The organism is Aeromonas sp. 601039 (assembly GCF_049174415.1).
In the GTDB taxonomy this organism is placed as follows: domain Bacteria; phylum Pseudomonadota; class Gammaproteobacteria; order Enterobacterales; family Aeromonadaceae; genus Aeromonas; species Aeromonas veronii_A.
On the sequence record NZ_JAAKTL010000010.1, the window covers coordinates 1 to 14,932 of the forward strand.

The 14,932-nt window shown below is 62.0% G+C and carries 16 protein-coding genes; 7 read left to right on the forward strand and 9 right to left on the reverse strand.

Annotated elements, in window-relative coordinates; translation table 11 throughout:
• Positions 1-113: 113 nt before the first annotated feature.
• Both G5195_RS10065 and metB read right to left on the reverse strand, forming a co-directional pair.
• A complete protein-coding gene (locus G5195_RS10065; protein ID WP_421236087.1) occupies positions 114-2,570 on the reverse strand; it encodes a bifunctional aspartate kinase/homoserine dehydrogenase II in 2,457 nt (818 codons plus the stop codon).
• Positions 2,570-3,742 (reverse strand): cystathionine gamma-synthase, encoded by a 1,173-nt coding sequence (gene metB / locus G5195_RS10070; protein ID WP_421236088.1) that lies wholly within the window; start codon positions 3,740-3,742, stop codon positions 2,570-2,572. Before metB ends, G5195_RS10065 begins: the two co-directional genes overlap by 1 nt.
• Before the next feature lie 205 nt (positions 3,743-3,947).
• On the opposite strand from metB, the gene metJ reads away from it, so the two are divergent.
• A complete protein-coding gene (gene metJ, locus G5195_RS10075; RefSeq protein WP_005340251.1) occupies positions 3,948-4,271 on the forward strand; it encodes a met regulon transcriptional regulator MetJ in 324 nt (107 codons plus the stop codon).
• Between the two features lie 75 nt (positions 4,272-4,346).
• On the opposite strand, the gene G5195_RS10080 is transcribed toward metJ, so the two are convergent.
• A complete protein-coding gene (locus G5195_RS10080; protein ID WP_421236089.1) occupies positions 4,347-5,618 on the reverse strand; it encodes an aromatic amino acid transport family protein in 1,272 nt (423 codons plus the stop codon).
• 171 nt (positions 5,619-5,789) lie between these two features.
• On the opposite strand from G5195_RS10080, the gene G5195_RS10085 reads away from it, so the two are divergent.
• Complete coding sequence (locus G5195_RS10085) at positions 5,790-6,059, forward strand: hypothetical protein (RefSeq protein WP_421222092.1); 270 nt, start codon at positions 5,790-5,792, stop codon at positions 6,057-6,059.
• On the opposite strand, the gene cysQ is transcribed toward G5195_RS10085, so the two are convergent.
• Both cysQ and nudE read right to left on the reverse strand, forming a co-directional pair.
• Positions 6,056-6,868: a 3'(2'),5'-bisphosphate nucleotidase CysQ gene (cysQ, locus tag G5195_RS10090; RefSeq protein WP_005357849.1), complete on the reverse strand. Its 813-nt coding sequence runs from the start codon at positions 6,866-6,868 to the stop codon at positions 6,056-6,058. The genes G5195_RS10085 and cysQ overlap by 4 nt on opposite strands.
• Before the next feature lie 37 nt (positions 6,869-6,905).
• Positions 6,906-7,514, reverse strand: coding sequence for an ADP compounds hydrolase NudE (gene nudE, locus G5195_RS10095; RefSeq protein ID WP_168769989.1), 609 nt, complete (start codon positions 7,512-7,514; stop codon positions 6,906-6,908).
• 147 nt (positions 7,515-7,661) lie between these two features.
• On the opposite strand from nudE, the gene yrfG reads away from it, so the two are divergent.
• Positions 7,662-8,342 carry a GMP/IMP nucleotidase gene (yrfG, locus tag G5195_RS10100; protein WP_266135302.1) on the forward strand — a complete coding sequence of 227 codons (681 nt, stop codon included), beginning with the start codon at positions 7,662-7,664 and terminating at the stop codon, positions 8,340-8,342.
• Between the two features lie 85 nt (positions 8,343-8,427).
• Here yrfG and G5195_RS10105 read toward each other — a convergent pair whose 3' ends face one another.
• The 4 genes from G5195_RS10105 to G5195_RS10120 form a co-directional block, all read right to left on the reverse strand.
• Positions 8,428-8,640, reverse strand: coding sequence for a hypothetical protein (locus G5195_RS10105; protein ID WP_245148109.1), 213 nt, complete (start codon positions 8,638-8,640; stop codon positions 8,428-8,430).
• Positions 8,641-8,804: 164 nt separating this feature from the next.
• A complete protein-coding gene (locus tag G5195_RS10110; RefSeq protein WP_139442953.1) occupies positions 8,805-9,143 on the reverse strand; it encodes a DUF1294 domain-containing protein in 339 nt (112 codons plus the stop codon).
• Positions 9,140-9,730: a sugar O-acetyltransferase gene (locus G5195_RS10115; RefSeq protein WP_245148108.1), complete on the reverse strand. Its 591-nt coding sequence runs from the start codon at positions 9,728-9,730 to the stop codon at positions 9,140-9,142. Before G5195_RS10115 ends, G5195_RS10110 begins: the two co-directional genes overlap by 4 nt.
• Positions 9,731-9,816: 86 nt before the next feature.
• Positions 9,817-11,079 (reverse strand): MgtC/SapB family protein, encoded by a 1,263-nt coding sequence (locus G5195_RS10120; protein ID WP_421236090.1) that lies wholly within the window; start codon positions 11,077-11,079, stop codon positions 9,817-9,819.
• 217 nt (positions 11,080-11,296) lie between these two features.
• Between G5195_RS10120 and G5195_RS10125 the strand changes: the two genes are divergently transcribed.
• From G5195_RS10125 to cysW, 4 genes are all read left to right on the forward strand, one after another.
• Positions 11,297-12,298, forward strand: a complete 1,002-nt coding sequence (locus G5195_RS10125) for a sulfate ABC transporter substrate-binding protein (RefSeq protein ID WP_167558228.1) — start codon at positions 11,297-11,299, stop codon at positions 12,296-12,298.
• Between the two features lie 56 nt (positions 12,299-12,354).
• On the forward strand, positions 12,355-12,930 hold the full coding sequence (locus tag G5195_RS10130; RefSeq protein ID WP_058056497.1) for an RBBP9/YdeN family alpha/beta hydrolase: 576 nt from the start codon (positions 12,355-12,357) through the stop codon (positions 12,928-12,930).
• Between the two features lie 271 nt (positions 12,931-13,201).
• Positions 13,202-14,041: a sulfate ABC transporter permease subunit CysT gene (cysT, locus tag G5195_RS10135; RefSeq protein WP_421236091.1), complete on the forward strand. Its 840-nt coding sequence runs from the start codon at positions 13,202-13,204 to the stop codon at positions 14,039-14,041.
• Positions 14,038-14,928, forward strand: a complete 891-nt coding sequence (gene cysW, locus G5195_RS10140) for a sulfate ABC transporter permease subunit CysW (protein WP_064337393.1) — start codon at positions 14,038-14,040, stop codon at positions 14,926-14,928. Before cysT ends, cysW begins: the two co-directional genes overlap by 4 nt.
• Positions 14,929-14,932 lie beyond the last annotated feature (4 nt).

The window sequence follows — 14,932 nt, forward strand, 5'->3', positions numbered from 1 at the left end:
CCCGATGCGGTACATAGGGGGTTCTGAGTAGAGAAATGCTAGTTGAAAATGTGTAAACCTATTTCAGGACTAGACAGCGCGGGAGAGAGGTGCTGCTCCCTTTGCAATCTGCCTTAGAGGCTGGCGCAGATCTGCCACAGATCGTACTGGATAGCGGCGGCGGTCACTTCCCGACCCGCCCCCGGTCCCTGTATCACCAGCGGGTTGGTGCGGTAGCTGTCGCTCTCGATGGCGAAGATGTTGTCGCACGGCAAGAGGTTCGCAAACGGGTGATGGGGCTCCAGCGCCTCCAGTCCGACCCGCGCCTTGCCGTCATGCTCGAAGCGGGCCACGTAGCGCAGCACCTTGCCGAGGCGCTTGGCCCCTTCGAAGGCGGTCTGGATCGGGCCATCCAGCTCTTTCAGTCTGTCCATAAACTGATCGGCGGTCACCTTGCGCAGCGTAACGGGCACCAGATTCTCCAGCTCGATATCGGCGGAGTCGAGCTCGAAGCCCGCCTCCCGCGCCAGAATAAGCAGCTTGCGACGCACATCCTGACCGGAGAGATCCTCGCGGGGATCCGGCTCGGTCAGGCCGTGCTGCCACGCCTCGTCCACCAGCTCGGAGAAGGGGCGGGTGCCATCATACTGCTGGAACAGCCAGGAGAGGGTGCCTGAGAAGATGCCGGAGACCCCCTGAATGCGGTCGCCGCTCTGGCGCAGCATCTGGATGCTGGACTGGATTGGCAGCCCGGCGCCCACGGTGGCGTTGTAGCGCCACTGCACCTGATGGTCGCGGCAGGTCTGCTTGATGCGCTGGTAGAACTCGCTGTCGGCGGCACCGGCAAACTTGTTGGCGGCGATGATATGAATGCCGAGCTGGGCAAAATCCGGATAGTAGCGGCTCACCGTTTCGCTGGCGGTCATGTCCAGCGCAACCAGCGCATCGAAGCCGTGCTGCTCAAGCTGGGAGAGCAACTCCGGCCAGATCAGCGGCTTGGGATTGAAGTTGTCCTGTACCTTGAGGGGGTTGAGCCCCTCTTCATCGAGCAGACCCCCCTCCGAGCTGAACACCCCGTAGAGGGTGAGCGCCAGATTGAGTTCATGTTCCAGCCGTGCCTTTTCGCGGGCGTAGAGGCTGAGCCAGTGGCCGCCGATATTGCCCTTGCCGAACACCACCAGTCCGACCCGGGTCGGGCGGCTGAACAGGGCGCTGTGCAGGGCGATGAGCAGCGGCTCCAGCACTACCTGACGCAGCACGGCCACCAGACTCAGGCCATCTCGGGCCACCTGTACGAACTCCAGCGGTTGATCTGCCAGCAGCTGATAGAAGCGGTGACACTGCTCCGCGTTGTCGGTGACACCGGCGCCGACCAGCGCCACCAGACTGTACCCCTCTTTCTGGATGAGGCCGGTGAAGCTCCCTTGCAGCTGGAAGTCGCGCAGCAGCTCGAAGGCGCCTTGTGCCACCTCGAGGGTGTAGGCGAGGCGCAGGACCCGGCGATCCGGCTGGCGCTGCAGGGTGAGCGGGTTGAGGCGATGGCGGGCCAGATGGGCCTCGATGGCCGCCACCGTCTGCTCATAATGGGTCTGCGGCAGCACCTTGAGCTCGATGAGAGCGATCTGATCCACCGAGGAGACGATGCGGGCGCCGCCGGAGCGGGGGGCACGGCGCAGGATATGGGTGCAGCCCTCATCCGGGTTGTAGCTGCAGCGCAAAGTGAGCCGCTGGCGGCTGTCGGCCACTGGCTGCAGGGTGCGCGAGTGCAGCACCGAGGAGCCGAGGCGGGCCAGCTCGTTGGCTTCGGCGAGGCTCAGGCGCTCCAGCAGGCGAGCTTCTTTCACCCGACGCGGGTCGGCGCTGTAGACACCGGCCACGTCGCTCCAGATGGTGGTGGATTCGCCGTCTGCCAACAGGGCCAACAGGCTGGCGCTGTAGTCGGAGCCGTTGCGACCGAGCAGCAGGGAGCGACCCTCCATGTCGGCGGCGATAAAGCCGGTCACCACGATGCGGCCGGCGTGTTCCGCCAGCCGCGCCTTGAGCAGTTCGCTGGAGAGCGCGGTATCCACCTTGACCAGGGCGCCATCCTCGGCGCGCAGGAAGCTGCGGGCATCGAGCCAGATGGCCTTGTCGCCGCGACTGGTGAGCAGGGCCGCCAACAGGCGCGCCGACCACACCTCGCCAAAGGCGAGCAGACCGTTGCGCTCGAAGCGGTCAAACTGCCCCTCCAGGGTCTTGGCGATCAGCTGCATGTCGTCGGCCAGCTGCTGGCTCAGTTCGAGGTGGAGTTCCCCTTCCAGCAGGCCGTCGATCAGGCTCTGTTGATAGGCCTGCAGGGCCGAGATGGCCTCGCCGGCGGCTTCATCCCCGGCTTCGGCCAGCTCCACCAGCTGGATCAGCCGGTTGGTGGTCTTGCCGGCGGCGGAGACTACGATCAGCTCGTCGCCACCCACCTGTTGTTCAACGATGCTGGCGACCCGGCGATAGCAGACCGGATCCGCCAGACTGCTGCCACCAAATTTGTGGACGTGACGTCGCTTCAATCCTGCTTCTGCTGCCACCGCGATCTCTCCTTGTTGCTGCTGTTCCATTACTTCGCTACCTGTTCTGCCTGCTGCGCCTGTTCAAAAGCCTGAGCCAGATCGGCCACCAGGTCTTCACCGTGTTCAATACCGACCGACAACCGCAGCAGCTGGGCGCTGATACCTGCTGCCTGCTGCGCGACCGGGGTCATGGCCCTGTGGGTCATGCTGGCCGGATGGGCCACCAGACTCTCCACCCCGCCGAGGGACTCGGCTACCGAGAAGAGGGTGAGGGCCGCGAGGAAGGCGCGAATACCCGCCTCGCTGCAATCGAGTTCAAAACTTAGCATGGCGCCGAAGCCGGACTGTTGACGGCGCGCAATATCATGGCCCGGATGGCTCGGCAAGCTGGGGTGATAGATGCGTTTCACCAGCGGCTGCTGTTGCAGGAAGGCGAGGATGCGATCGGTGTTCTCCTGATGGGTGCGCAATCTGGGGGCCAGAGTGCGTAGGCCGCGCAGGGTGAGGTAGGAGTCGAACGCCCCGGAGGTGAGCCCCAGACAGTTGGCCCACCACACCAGCGACTCCGCCAGTGCGGCCTCCTTGGCGATCGCCACTCCGCCCACCACGTCGGAGTGACCGTTGATGTACTTGGTGGTGGAGTGCACCACCACGTCGGCACCGAGGGCCAGGGGTTGTTGCAGCAGGGGGGAGAGGAAGGTGTTGTCCACCACCACCTGCGCACCCACCTCGTGGGCGGCGCTGGCAATGGCGCTGATATCCACCACCCGCAGCAGCGGGTTGGAGGGGGTCTCGACCCATACCAGCGCAGGCTTCAGGGCCAGCGCGGCGGCCAGTGCGGCCTCATCCCCCTGATCGACAAACTGCACCCGGTAGTGGCCCTTGGCCGCCAGATACTCGAACAGGCGCCAGGTGCCGCCGTAGCAGTCGTGGGGGGCGAGCAGCAGATCCCCCGCCTTGAGCAGTGCTGTGGTGACCAGATGGACGGCGCCCATGCCGGTGCCGGTAACCACGGCGCCAGCGCCCCCTTCCAACGCCGCCAGCGCGTCCGCCAGATTGGTGCGGGTCGGATTGCCGGAGCGGGCATAATCGTATTGACGGGGCTCGCCAAAGTCGGCAAAGGTGTAGTTGCTGGAGAGGTAGATGGGGGGCACCACGGCACCGTGTTGCTGGTCTGTCTCAATCCCGGTGCGAACCGCCAGGGTAGCCTTGTGGGTCATATCACTCTCCTTGATGTCTCTTTACACGCCGGCATCTTGCTGCCACGCGCCATCCCGCCATTGCGGGCTCATGGACAACCACACTACGCCAGCTTAAAAAAGCCGTCAACACTTCTAGACGTCTAAATGGCTTTGCTGTTGGATTGCCATTAATTTCCTTAAGGGTTAAAATCCGCGCTCACGGCTAAATGAGAACAGGTGAGTCATGGGAACAGAGTGGAACGGCGACTACGTCAGCCCCTACGCGGAACACGGTAAGAAGAGCGAACAGGTCAAGAAGATTACCGTCTCGATCCCGCTCAAGGTGTTGAAAGTGTTGACCGATGAGCGCACCCGCCGTCAGGTGAACAACCTGCGTCATGCGACCAACAGCGAGCTGCTCTGTGAAGCCTTCCTGCACGCTTTCACCGGCCAGCCGCTCCCTTGCGACGAAGACTTGCGCAAGGATCAACCGGACAGTGTCCCGGCCGAAGCGCGCGCCATCATGGAAGCGCTGGGCAAAGAGATCGAAGATTTCGACAAAGAGTAAGCGATTTGCAATGAACAAGAGGCGACCCGTGGGTCGCCTCTTGTCGTTTCAGCCGCCCCGTTTACGGGGCTGTTGTTATTTCAGCAGGCTGAAGATCAGCGCCGATACCGCCAGCGAACCGGTCAGCAGGATAAAGCCGTTGGTCCAGCCGTGACGGAAGCGGGCCAGCGCCTCCACCTTGTAGATGGCAATCACCGGCATGATGAACAGGATCATGGCGATGACCGGGCCGGAGAGGGTTTCCATCAGCCCCAGAATGCCCGGGTTGATGACTGCAGCACCCCAGATAGAGAAGAACATCAGGGCGATGCCGACTTTGTCCGCCTTGGCCAGCGGCAGGCCGGTGGGCTTGGCGATCAGGCTTTTCAGGCTTTCGCGGGCACCGAGGAAGTGACCGAGGAAGGAGGAGCTGATGGCGATAAAGGCGATGAGCGGCCCCAGAGTCACGATCACCGGGTTATCGGTGATGTTGGCGAGATAGGAGAGCACAGAGACGTTCTGGGCCTTGGCTTCAGCCAGCTGGGCTGGCGAGAGGCTCAGCACGCAGGAGAAGACGAAGAACAGCACGAAGCCCACCAGCATCACTGTGGTGTTGCGCAGGATCAGGCCGCTCTTGGCTTCCGCCTGTTCGCCATATTCCCGGCGCTGCACGTTGGCAAAGCCGGAGATGGCGGCGGCGTGGCTGAAGGCGAACACGGTGACCGGCAGTGCCAGCCAGACGGTGTTGAGGAAGCTGACCCCTCCAAACGCCGTCACTTCCGGCCATTGCCACTGGGGAATGAGGTAGCAGGAGAGGGCCGCCAGAATGGCCGCCAGCGGATAGACCATAAAGGCGAAGGCACGCAGCATCGCCTTCTCACCCGCCAGCATCACGGCGATCATGGCGAACACCAGCACGCCGGAGAGCATCACCCGATCCGGGGTCGCCATGCCGAGCTGGTTGACCATAAAGCTCTCCACCGTGTTGGTCAGTCCGACCCCGTAGATGAGCAGGATCGGGAAGATGGAGAGGAAGTAGAGCGCCGAGATGAGGCGACCGGCCATCTTGCCGAAGTGCTCCTCCGCCACTTCAGTGAAGTCGGCGTGGGGGCGTGACGATGAGAGCACGAAGCGCGCCAGCCCGCGGTGGGCGAGGAAGGTCATGGGGCCTGCCAGTACCGCGACGATGACGAGAGGCCAGATCCCGCCCAGACCCAGATTGATGGGCAGGAACAGGATGCCAGCGCCAACCGCGGTGCCAAACAGGCTGATGACCCAGTGGGTGTCGTGACGGCGCCAGCGGGTGATGCTGGCAGTGGTGGAGCAGGAACCGGATAGCTCCTTGGTAGCCTCTACAGATAAACTCATTACTAATTCACTTTTTGTTAGTGTTTTAATCTGAGTTTATTGTGGTTTATCGGGATTTAATTCTCAAAAAGCGAGACTGAAACATATCACTGCCATTGCGGGGTTTAGCCAGCGAGATTGGGAATGGAATCTGGGTCACAGAATGCAACAAAACTGACAATGGTGATTTTTGTGAAATATAAAACCAAAGTTTTATCTGCGATCATTTTTTTATTTTGGCTAATAAGGTGTTTTCAGAATTACGTGAAAAATCGCACCGTTTCTCGCCGACCAATTGTGATGTTTCACTATCATTTCGCTTCTTTGCCAGAGTATCACGCTGTGCAAGCGCGCCTTGACCAGCGGATCACACCGGCCATCACCCCGGACAACGACTCTGAAAAAGCAGGCGGCCATCGGGCCGCCTGCATGTCTGGAGTGATGATATCGCTACTCGTCTAGTGGGCAAGAATGTTGCCCCAGGCGAGATCCGGATCCCCCATCACGATAAAGTCAGGGTTCTCCAGCGACTCGGTTTCGTTGTAGCTGAGTGGCTGCAACGCCAGGCTGAGGATGCGGCCACCGGCTGCCTCGACGATGCACTGGGCGGCGGCGGTGTCCCACTCGCCGGTGGGGCCGAGCCGCACGTAGCAATCGGCCGCCCCTTCCGCCACCAGACAGGATTTGAGGGAGCTGGAACCAAGCGGGATCAGCTCGTAGTTGATGGCCGGGTTGAGGCGGCGGGTGAGGTTCTCCAGCTTCTGGCGGCGGCTGATGGCAACTACCAGCGAGTCGGGCTGGTCATGCTCGTGGTGCATGGCGCTGATGGGCAGTACCTCGCCATTCACCTCCTTGAAGGCGCCGTAGCCGCGCACCGCCCAGTAGAGCACGTTGGACTCGGGAGCATAGATGACCCCGAGCACCGGCACATTGTCCCGCACCAAGGCGATCAGGGTGGCGAAGTCGCCGCTGCCCGCGATAAATTCGCCGGTGCCGTCGAGGGGATCCACCAGCCAGTACTGCCGCCAGTTGGATCGCTGGCTGAAGGGGATGTCGGCCGCCTCTTCAGTCAGCACGGGAACGTGGGGAGTGAGCGCCGAGAGCGCCTGCTTGAGGTAGGCATCGGCAGCAAGATCGGCACTGGTGACCGGGGTCGCATCCTCCTTCAGCTGACGCTCGAACTGACCGCCATGATAGATGTCGTGAAGGATCCTTCCGGCTTCGCGGGCAATCTCCTTGACCCCCGGCACCCAGGCCAACAACTCCTGCATCTCGTTATCCTCTGTCTGTTAACTGCCCGTCTGCGGGCTACTCTGCCTGCTCCGCCAGCCACTTCTGGGCCAAGAGCAGGGCACTGATGCTGCGCGACTCGGTGAAGTCGGGCCGTGCCAGCAATTCGTCGATCCGGTTTAGCGGCCAGGGGATTACCTCCAGCGGTTCGGGTTCGTCGCCGATCCGCTGCTCGGGGAAGAGATCCCGGGCCAGCAGGATGTCCATCCTGCTGGAGAAGTAACCGGGCGCCAGCGACACCTGTTTGAGCAGGGTCAGGCTGTTGGCGCCAAAGCCCGCCTCTTCCATCAATTCCCGGTTTCCCGCCTCGAAGGCATCTTCGCCTGGGTCGATCAGCCCTTTGGGAAAGCCCAGCTCGTAGGAGTGGGTGCCCGCGGCATACTCGCGCACCAGCAGCAGGGTGTGGGCATCGAACAGCGGCACCACCATGACGGCGCCACGATTGCCGCCGCGCATCCGCTCGTAGACCCGCTCTTCGCCGTTGGAGAACTTGAGGTGGAGGGACTCTACTCTGAACAGCCGACTCTCGGCCACGATATCGGCCTTGAGGATCTCCGGTTTGCTCTTGGGATGATCCAGTTGGTCGGCAGAGATGTGCTCGGGTTTGCTCTTGTGGGGGTCGCTCATCGGACGCTGGCAGCTCGTTAAAAAATCGTGCTTCAAGAGTAAACGACTCTCACACCGAACACCACGGGCCAGGGATGGCAAAGGGGGAGGAAAAATCCGCTATACTGCCGCTCCATTTCTTTCGCGACACCGAGATCAAGAGACCCGATGCCACACTCCCGCGCTACCACCTTGCCCTGGCACCAGATAGATACCGTCTTGCTCGATATGGATGGCACCCTGATCGATCTGCATTTTGACAACCACCTCTGGCAGCAGCTGGTGCCGGAGCGTTACGCCGAGCGGCTCGGTCTGCCGCTGGATGAAGCCAAAGCGCAGATCGACGTCCACTATCAGGCGGTCAACGGCACCCTCAACTGGTACTGCGTGGATTACTGGAGCGAGACCCTGGGGCTCGATATTCGCGCCCTCAAGCAGGAGCTGCTGGCGAAGATCCAGTGGCGACCCCATGCCATCCCCTTTCTGGCCGAGTTGCGTGCCGCGGGCAAGCAGCTGGTGCTTTTCACCAACGCCCACCCCGCCAGTCTGTCGGTGAAGGATGCGCAGTTGGGGCTGAGCGAGCATCTGGATCTGATGGTGAGTACCCATGAGCTGGGCTGGTCGAAGGAGAGCCAGCATTGCTGGCAGGCGCTGGCACAGCGGCTGGTGTTCGATCCGGCCCGCACCCTGTTTGTGGATGACAGCGAGCGGATCCTGCGGGCCGCCGCCGACTATGGCATCGGCTATCAGCTGGCGATCCAGAATCCGGACAGCTGCAAGCCGGAGCAGAACATCACCGCTTTTCCGGCGATCCGCGATTATGCGGAGTTGCTGCCGCTGGCAATCTGAATTTGCTGAAACGAGAGAGGGCTGCATCATGCAGCCCTCTTTCTTTGATTTGAATTTTGGTTATCTGACGCCTGATGGCGAAAAATCACAGCTCCCGAAACGGGCGCCGTTTCTCTTCCTCGATGACGATCGCCTCCAGATTGGCGATCCGCTCCTGTAGCTCTCTTATGATCATATCCTGCTTGCCGAGGCGATCGGTGATGCGGGCATCCCCCATCTGGTAGCGAGCCCGTTTGCCGAGATATCCGAACAATATGCTGATAAATACGATCAGGACTATGCCTGTCCACATGGTCATGTCACGACTCCTTGTCGTCTATAAACGGCGAAAACGCTGATGGATCCGTTCTGTTTTCTCATAGCCGCCAATTGGCCGCAATGGGCCCCGTTTCGCCTTTGTGATGCAGTTGGCTATTGCTGCCAGAGAGGGCGGCCAAGCCACCACCTTGCTTACCCGGGTGGCTATTGCTGCCAGAGGGGGCGGCCAAGCCAGAGGGCCCACAGGGTGAGGTGCAGCAGCACGATAAACCAGAAGACCAGCCGGTAGCTGCGCTTCTGGGTCTTGTGACGCAACCACTGGCGGGCCACCAGTGCGCCCGGCCAGCCGCCGCACAGCTCCAGCAGATGGAGCCTCGATTCGGGAATGCGCCACTCGCCGCGCACTGCCTGCCGCTTGTCCCAGGCGTAGGCGGCCACCGTGAGCAGGCTCATGGTGAGCAACACGGCCAGCGGCCACCACTGCTGCTCGCCGAGGCCGAGCCAGAGGGCTGCGCCCAGTGGCAGCAGTGCCAGCGCCATCACTGGGCCAGCTCCCAGCAGCGCTCCTCGTCCTGCTTGAGGGTGCGGATCACCCTGGCCGGATTGCCCACCGCCACCGAGTCGGCCGGGATGTCGCGGGTGACCACGGCGCCGGCGCCAATGATGGAGCGCGGCCCTATGGTGACGCCGGGGCAGATGATGGCGCCGCCGCCAATCCAGCAGTCGTCACCGATCCGCACTGGCTTGTTGTAGGCAGTCCAGTTGCGTCGTTCCAGATAGTTCATGGTGTGGGTGGCGGTGTAGATCTGCACGTTGGGGGCCAGCAGCACATGGCTGCCGATGTGCACTTCGCCCACGTCGAGAATGGTGACGTTGAAGTTGAAGAAGGTCTTCTCGCCGATATGGATGTTGCGGCCAAACTCGCAGGTAAATGGCGTGCTGATCCAGCAGGAGTCGGGGCAGTGGCCGAACAGCTCGCGGCAGATCTGCTGGCGCAGAGGGGCATCGCCCGCCGATGAACTGTTGAGTTTGGCCAGCAGCGCCTGACCGCGGATCCGGTCGTTCGCTATCTCCTCGCTCTGGTCATCCAGCGCCCCGCCTGCCAGTACCTTGTCCCAGTCGCTCGCCATTGCTACCTCCTCATGCTGCAAGAGCAGGCAGTATACGTGACTGTCAGGGGCGCCGTCAGTCTGTCACTTGTTGCAGGTGATCCCCGTCAACCTGTGGGCCAGACGAGGGGCAGGATCAGCAGGGCCGAGACGAAGTAGGGGAGCAATACCCGCAGCCCGAGACTGCGCCCGCCGATGCCGAGGGCCAGCAGCCCCTTCACCAGCGAGTTGACCAGACCGGCCAGCAGGATGCCGCGGGCCGCCACCTCCAGCGCCAGCTCCTTGTGGGAAAGCTGGGAGAGCGACAGCGTGATGGCGTCCACATCGGTGATCCCCGACACCAGCGACAGCAGATAGACCCCGGAGTTGCCCACCTTGTCTTGCAGCAGCGTTGCCATAAAGCCGATCAGCGCCAGCAGCAGGCCGAACTTGATGGCGGTGGACAGATCGAGCGGGTTGCTGGTTTCCGGCTGTACCGGGCCGTCAGTTAGCTCCTCGCGCTGGCGCCAGAACCAGAAGGCAAAGCCGTAGACTGTGGTGGCCAGCAGCAACAGGGGGGCGATGAGGCGCATCGCCAGTTCGCTGTGAATGAGCAGCACCAGCACCAGCAGCCGCAGCCACATGGTGGCCCCTGCCAGCAGGATGCCGGTGGCCAGCAGTCGCTCCAGCCCGCCCTGCTCCTTGTTGAGACGGGCGAACTGCAGGGTAAGGGCGGTGGAGGAGGCCAATCCCGCCAGTATGCTGGTGAGCACCAGTCCGGCGCGGGTGCCGAGCAGGCGTACCGCGAAGTGGCCACAAAACGAGATGCCGGCGATCACCACCACCATCAGCCAGATCTTGAAGGGGTTGAAGGCGTCGAGGGGGCCCATCTCCTCGTTGGGCAGCACCGGCAGCAGCACCAGCGAGATAAGCAGAAAGCGCAGGGTAGCGTGGAATTCGGTCTCGCTGAGAAACAGCATCCCCTGCTGGATCTGTCCCTTCAAACCCATCAACAGGGCGGCCAGCACGGCGCAGGCCACCGCTTCGCTCGGGCTGAGCAGCACCGACATCAGTCCCAGCAGATAGGTGAGCAGCATGGCTACCGAGCTGGTGAGGCCGAACTCCCCCTGCCAGCGCTGGGCCAGCCAGACCGAGAGGCCGCAGCCGATCACCACCGCCAGCAGGCCGAGCAGCGGCAGCCAGGAGCCCAGGGTGGGCAGCAGCAAACCGCATACCCCGCCGAGCAGGCCGATGAGGCCGTAGGTACGCATCCCGGCGATGCGCTGGTTATCCCCCAGCTGGCGCACCTGCCAGCCCCGCTCCAGTCCGATGATGAGGCCGATGGCCAGCGAGACCAGGGCACCGTTGACGGGTTCTGCATTGATCCACATAACGACTTCCTTTTCGTCATCTGCCTGCCTTGTTCCCATGATGGCACAGCGCTTGAGGTCACAGAGGGGCATGGCTCACAGAGTCTGCGTCTGGCTCCTGGTGCGGGTGGCTGAGTTGATATGAGCAAAAGAGATAAGCAAAGAGTTATTTCTTTCTTCTGGGCATAACAACTCCACGGCATGCTGTTCTCAACCCAACAAGATATGGAGAATCACCATGAAACTGCGAATGACCGCCCTGACCCTGCTCTCTCTGCTGGCATTTGGTCAGGCCAATGCCGCCGAGATCCGCCTGCTCAATGTCTCTTACGATCCGACCCGCGAGCTGTTTCAGGAGTACAACGCCGCCTTTGCCAAGGAGTGGAAGGCCAAAACCGGCGACGACGTGGTGGTGAGCCAGTCTCACGGTGGCTCCGGCAAGCAGGCCCGCGCTGTGGTGGATGGACTGGAGGCCGACGTGGTATCGCTGGCGCTGGCCTACGATGTCAACGCCATCGCCAAGGAGGGGCTGACCGCTGCCGACTGGCAGAGTCGCCTCGGCAACAACGCCTCGCCCTATACCTCCACCATTGTCTTCCTGGTGCGCAAGGGCAATCCCAAGCAGATCAAGGATTGGGATGATCTGGTGCGCAAGGATGTCGCCATCGTGACTCCCAACCCCAAGACCTCCGGCGGGGCACGCTGGAACTATCTGGCCGCCTGGGGCTATGCCCTGAAGAAGAGCGGCAGTGAAGAGGGGGCCAAGCAGTTTGTTGGCGATCTATTCAAGAACGTGAAGGTGCTGGACTCAGGCGCCCGCGGTGCCACCACCAGCTTTACCGAGCGCGGTCTCGGTGACGTGCTGCTGGCGTGGGAGAACGAAGCCCTGCTGGTGCTTGGTCAGGCGGGTGCCAGCGACAAGTTCGAGCTGGTGGTGCCTTCGGTCTCCATTCTGGCGGAGCCGCCGGTCGCGGTGGTGGACAAGGTGGCCAAGAAGCACGGTACCGACGCGGTGGCCAAGGCCTATCTCGATTATCTCTACTCTGACGAGGGGCAGCATATCGTCGCCAAACATCACTATCGCCCCAGCAACCCGGCGATCCTGAAGGAGACGGCAGCCCAGTTCCCGCAGCTTGCCTTCTTTACCGTCAAGGATCTGGAAGGGGATTGGGAGAAAGCCCAGAAGAAACACTTCGCCCAGGGTGGTTTGTTTGACCAGATCTATCAGCCGGGTCGTTGATAGCTTCGTTATCCATCACTGAACTGGCCCCTGTGCCAGCCGATAGGAGCACCAAGATGAACAAGATCCTCCTGGTTCCCGGTCTGCACAACAGTGGGCCGGATCACTGGCAGAGCCGTTGGCACGATCATTTTCCCCAATGGCAGCGGATGACCGGGCTGCCGTGGGACAAGCCGGACCTCAGGGTCTGGAGTGCCAAGCTGGCGAGCAAGTTGAAACGTCGCCGCAGCCGGGTCCATCTGGTGGCCCACTCTTTCGGCGCCCTGACCGCCATCGCGGCGGCCCGCTTGCAGCCGGAGAAGGTGGCCTCGATCTTTCTGGTGGCGCCCGCCGATCCCGCCCGTTTTGGCATTGCGGATGAGGCCTTGGCCGGGCCGCTGCAGGTGTCGGCCCAGCTGGTGGCCAGCCGCAATGATCCCTGGATGAGCTTTGAACGGGCCGAATACTGGAGCCGTCAGTGGCAGGTGCCGCTGTTCGATGCCGGTGAGGCGGGCCATATCAATGCCCAGTCAGGTCATGGGGACTGGCATCAGGGGTTGCATTTGCTGGGGGCACTCTACCGCCGTGGTGAGCTGGTAGTGGCACCGGTCAAGATCGCATCGCCCCAGCCGGTCGTATTGGGCTTTCGCTAGGTATCTGTGAAGTGGTTGGAGGGTTGGCGAGCGCGCTGTTCGCTGGCTACTCCATGCCCCCGTTCTTTGAATGCTCCGCTCCGTATTGCTCCATTTCTTAGGTCTTTTATTTATATAAAAGACCTTTTTTTATTTGGAGTGCGCCAAGAGCCTTGTGACTCTGCGGTTAGACAAAAAAGTGATTAGCAAAGTCGCAATTGATGTTTGTTGCCGATGAGGGGAGTGCGCAGAATCACCATATCGAAAATTCTTCATAACAGATGGATGTGTTATGCGATTTGGTTCTTATTCTGTCCTGCCCGGTTTTGGCCCCACCCTAGGGTTCAGCCTGCTCTATCTGGGCCTGCTGGTGCTGTTGCCGCTCTCGGCCCTGGTGCTGTTTGCGGTCAACAACCTGACCGCCGCCGAGTTCTGGCAGGTGATCGGTTCACCCCGGGTGCTCGCCTCCTTTCGCCTGAGCTTCGGTGCGGCCTTTGTCGCGGCGCTGCTCAACAGCCTGTTTGGCCTGATCCTGGCCTGGATCCTGGTGCGCTACACCTTCCCCGGTCGTCGTCTGGTGGATGCGCTGATCGACCTGCCGTTTGCCATGCCGACCGCCGTTTCCGGCATCGCCCTGTGCGCCATCTTCGCTCCCAACGGCTGGATCGGCCAGTTGCTGGCGCCGCTCGGCATCCAGTTCGCCTACAACCCTATCGGGGTGGTCATCGCACTCACCTTTATCGGATTGCCGTTTGTGGTGCGCACCCTGCAGCCGGTGCTGCGGGAGGCTGAAACTGAGCAAGAGGAGGCGGCCGCCAGCCTCGGCGCCGATCGCTGGCAGACCTTTCTGCGGGTGCTCTGGCCGACCCTGGTGCCTGCCCTGCTCACCGGTTTTGCGCTGGCGTTTGCCCGCGGGGTGGGGGAGTACGGCTCCGTCATCTTCATCGCCGGCAACCTGCCGATGGTCTCGGAAATCGCGCCGCTGATGATCATGAGCCACCTGGAGGAGTATGACTACGCCGGTGCCTCCGCCATCGCAGTGGTGATGCTGCTGATTTCGTTCATTTTGTTACTGCTAATCAACAAGTTGCAGGCCTGGAGCTGGTCTCGCATCGGAGGGAGCCGGATATGAGTTCATCTGCTATCGCCATTGAGGCGGCCTCTGTGGAGGCGACTCCTGCTCGCAAGGCACCGGTCGTGATCCGTGAACCCCAGTGGGTCAAGTGGCTGCTGATCACGGTCGGGTTGGGCTGGTTTGCCGCTCTGCTGTTGCTGCCGCTGGCCACCGTCTTTATTCAGGCGCTGAGCCCGGGGCTAGCTTTTTTCTGGCACGCCATCAGCGAGCCGGATGCCCTGAGCGCCCTCGGTCTCACCGCACTGGTGACCCTCTGCGCCGTTCCCCTCAATCTGCTGTTCGGGATCGCGGCAGCCTGGGCCATCGCCCGTTTCCGCTTTCCCGGTCGGCAACTGCTCATCACCATCATCGATCTGCCCTTCTCGGTGTCGCCGGTGATCGCCGGTCTGATGCTGGTGTTGATGTTCGGTAGCCGCGGCTGGTTTGGTGACTGGCTGAGCGAGCACGACATCAAGATCATTTTCGCCACCCCGGGGATCATCCTGGCTACCACCTTCATCACCGTGCCCTTCGTGGTGCGCGAGCTGCTGCCCCAGATGGAGGCGCGCGGCCCGGAAGAGGAAGAGGCGGCCATCATGCTGGGGGCGAGCGGCCTGCAGATGTTCTGGCGCGTCACCCTGCCCGGCATTCGCTGGAGCCTGATGTACGGCCTGCTGCTCTGTACCGCCCGTGCGGTCGGGGAGTTTGGCGCGGTGTCGGTGGTTTCCGGTCATATTCGCGGCCAGACCAATACCCTGCCGCTGCATATCGAGATCCTCTACAACGAGTACCAGACCGGCGCCGCCTTTGCAGTGGCAAGCCTCTTGGCTCTGTTCGGGATCTTCACCCTGCTGGGTGAAACCCTGTTGGCCCGGCTGCGTGCCCAGCCCACCAAATCTCACTGAATCA

Excerpts from the sequence above, each read along its gene's own strand:
- G5195_RS10065 (WP_421236087.1), bottom strand. The coding sequence starts at position 2,570 with ATGGAACAGCAGCAACAAGGAGAGATCGCGGTGGCAGCAGAAGCAGGA.
- metB (WP_421236088.1), bottom strand. The coding sequence starts at position 3,742 with ATGACCCACAAGGCTACCCTGGCGGTTCGCACCGGGATTGAGACAGAC.
- metJ (WP_005340251.1), top strand. The coding sequence starts at position 3,948 with ATGGGAACAGAGTGGAACGGCGACTACGTCAGCCCCTACGCGGAACAC.
- G5195_RS10080 (WP_421236089.1), bottom strand. The coding sequence starts at position 5,618 with ATGAGTTTATCTGTAGAGGCTACCAAGGAGCTATCCGGTTCCTGCTCC.
- cysQ (WP_005357849.1), bottom strand. The coding sequence starts at position 6,868 with ATGCAGGAGTTGTTGGCCTGGGTGCCGGGGGTCAAGGAGATTGCCCGC.
- nudE (WP_168769989.1), bottom strand. The coding sequence starts at position 7,514 with ATGAGCGACCCCCACAAGAGCAAACCCGAGCACATCTCTGCCGACCAA.
- yrfG (WP_266135302.1), top strand. The coding sequence starts at position 7,662 with ATGCCACACTCCCGCGCTACCACCTTGCCCTGGCACCAGATAGATACC.
- G5195_RS10105 (WP_245148109.1), bottom strand. The coding sequence starts at position 8,640 with ATGACCATGTGGACAGGCATAGTCCTGATCGTATTTATCAGCATATTG.
- G5195_RS10115 (WP_245148108.1), bottom strand. The coding sequence starts at position 9,730 with ATGGCGAGCGACTGGGACAAGGTACTGGCAGGCGGGGCGCTGGATGAC.
- G5195_RS10120 (WP_421236090.1), bottom strand. The coding sequence starts at position 11,079 with ATGTGGATCAATGCAGAACCCGTCAACGGTGCCCTGGTCTCGCTGGCC.
- G5195_RS10125 (WP_167558228.1), top strand. The coding sequence starts at position 11,297 with ATGAAACTGCGAATGACCGCCCTGACCCTGCTCTCTCTGCTGGCATTT.
- G5195_RS10130 (WP_058056497.1), top strand. The coding sequence starts at position 12,355 with ATGAACAAGATCCTCCTGGTTCCCGGTCTGCACAACAGTGGGCCGGAT.
- cysT (WP_421236091.1), top strand. The coding sequence starts at position 13,202 with ATGCGATTTGGTTCTTATTCTGTCCTGCCCGGTTTTGGCCCCACCCTA.
- cysW (WP_064337393.1), top strand. The coding sequence starts at position 14,038 with ATGAGTTCATCTGCTATCGCCATTGAGGCGGCCTCTGTGGAGGCGACT.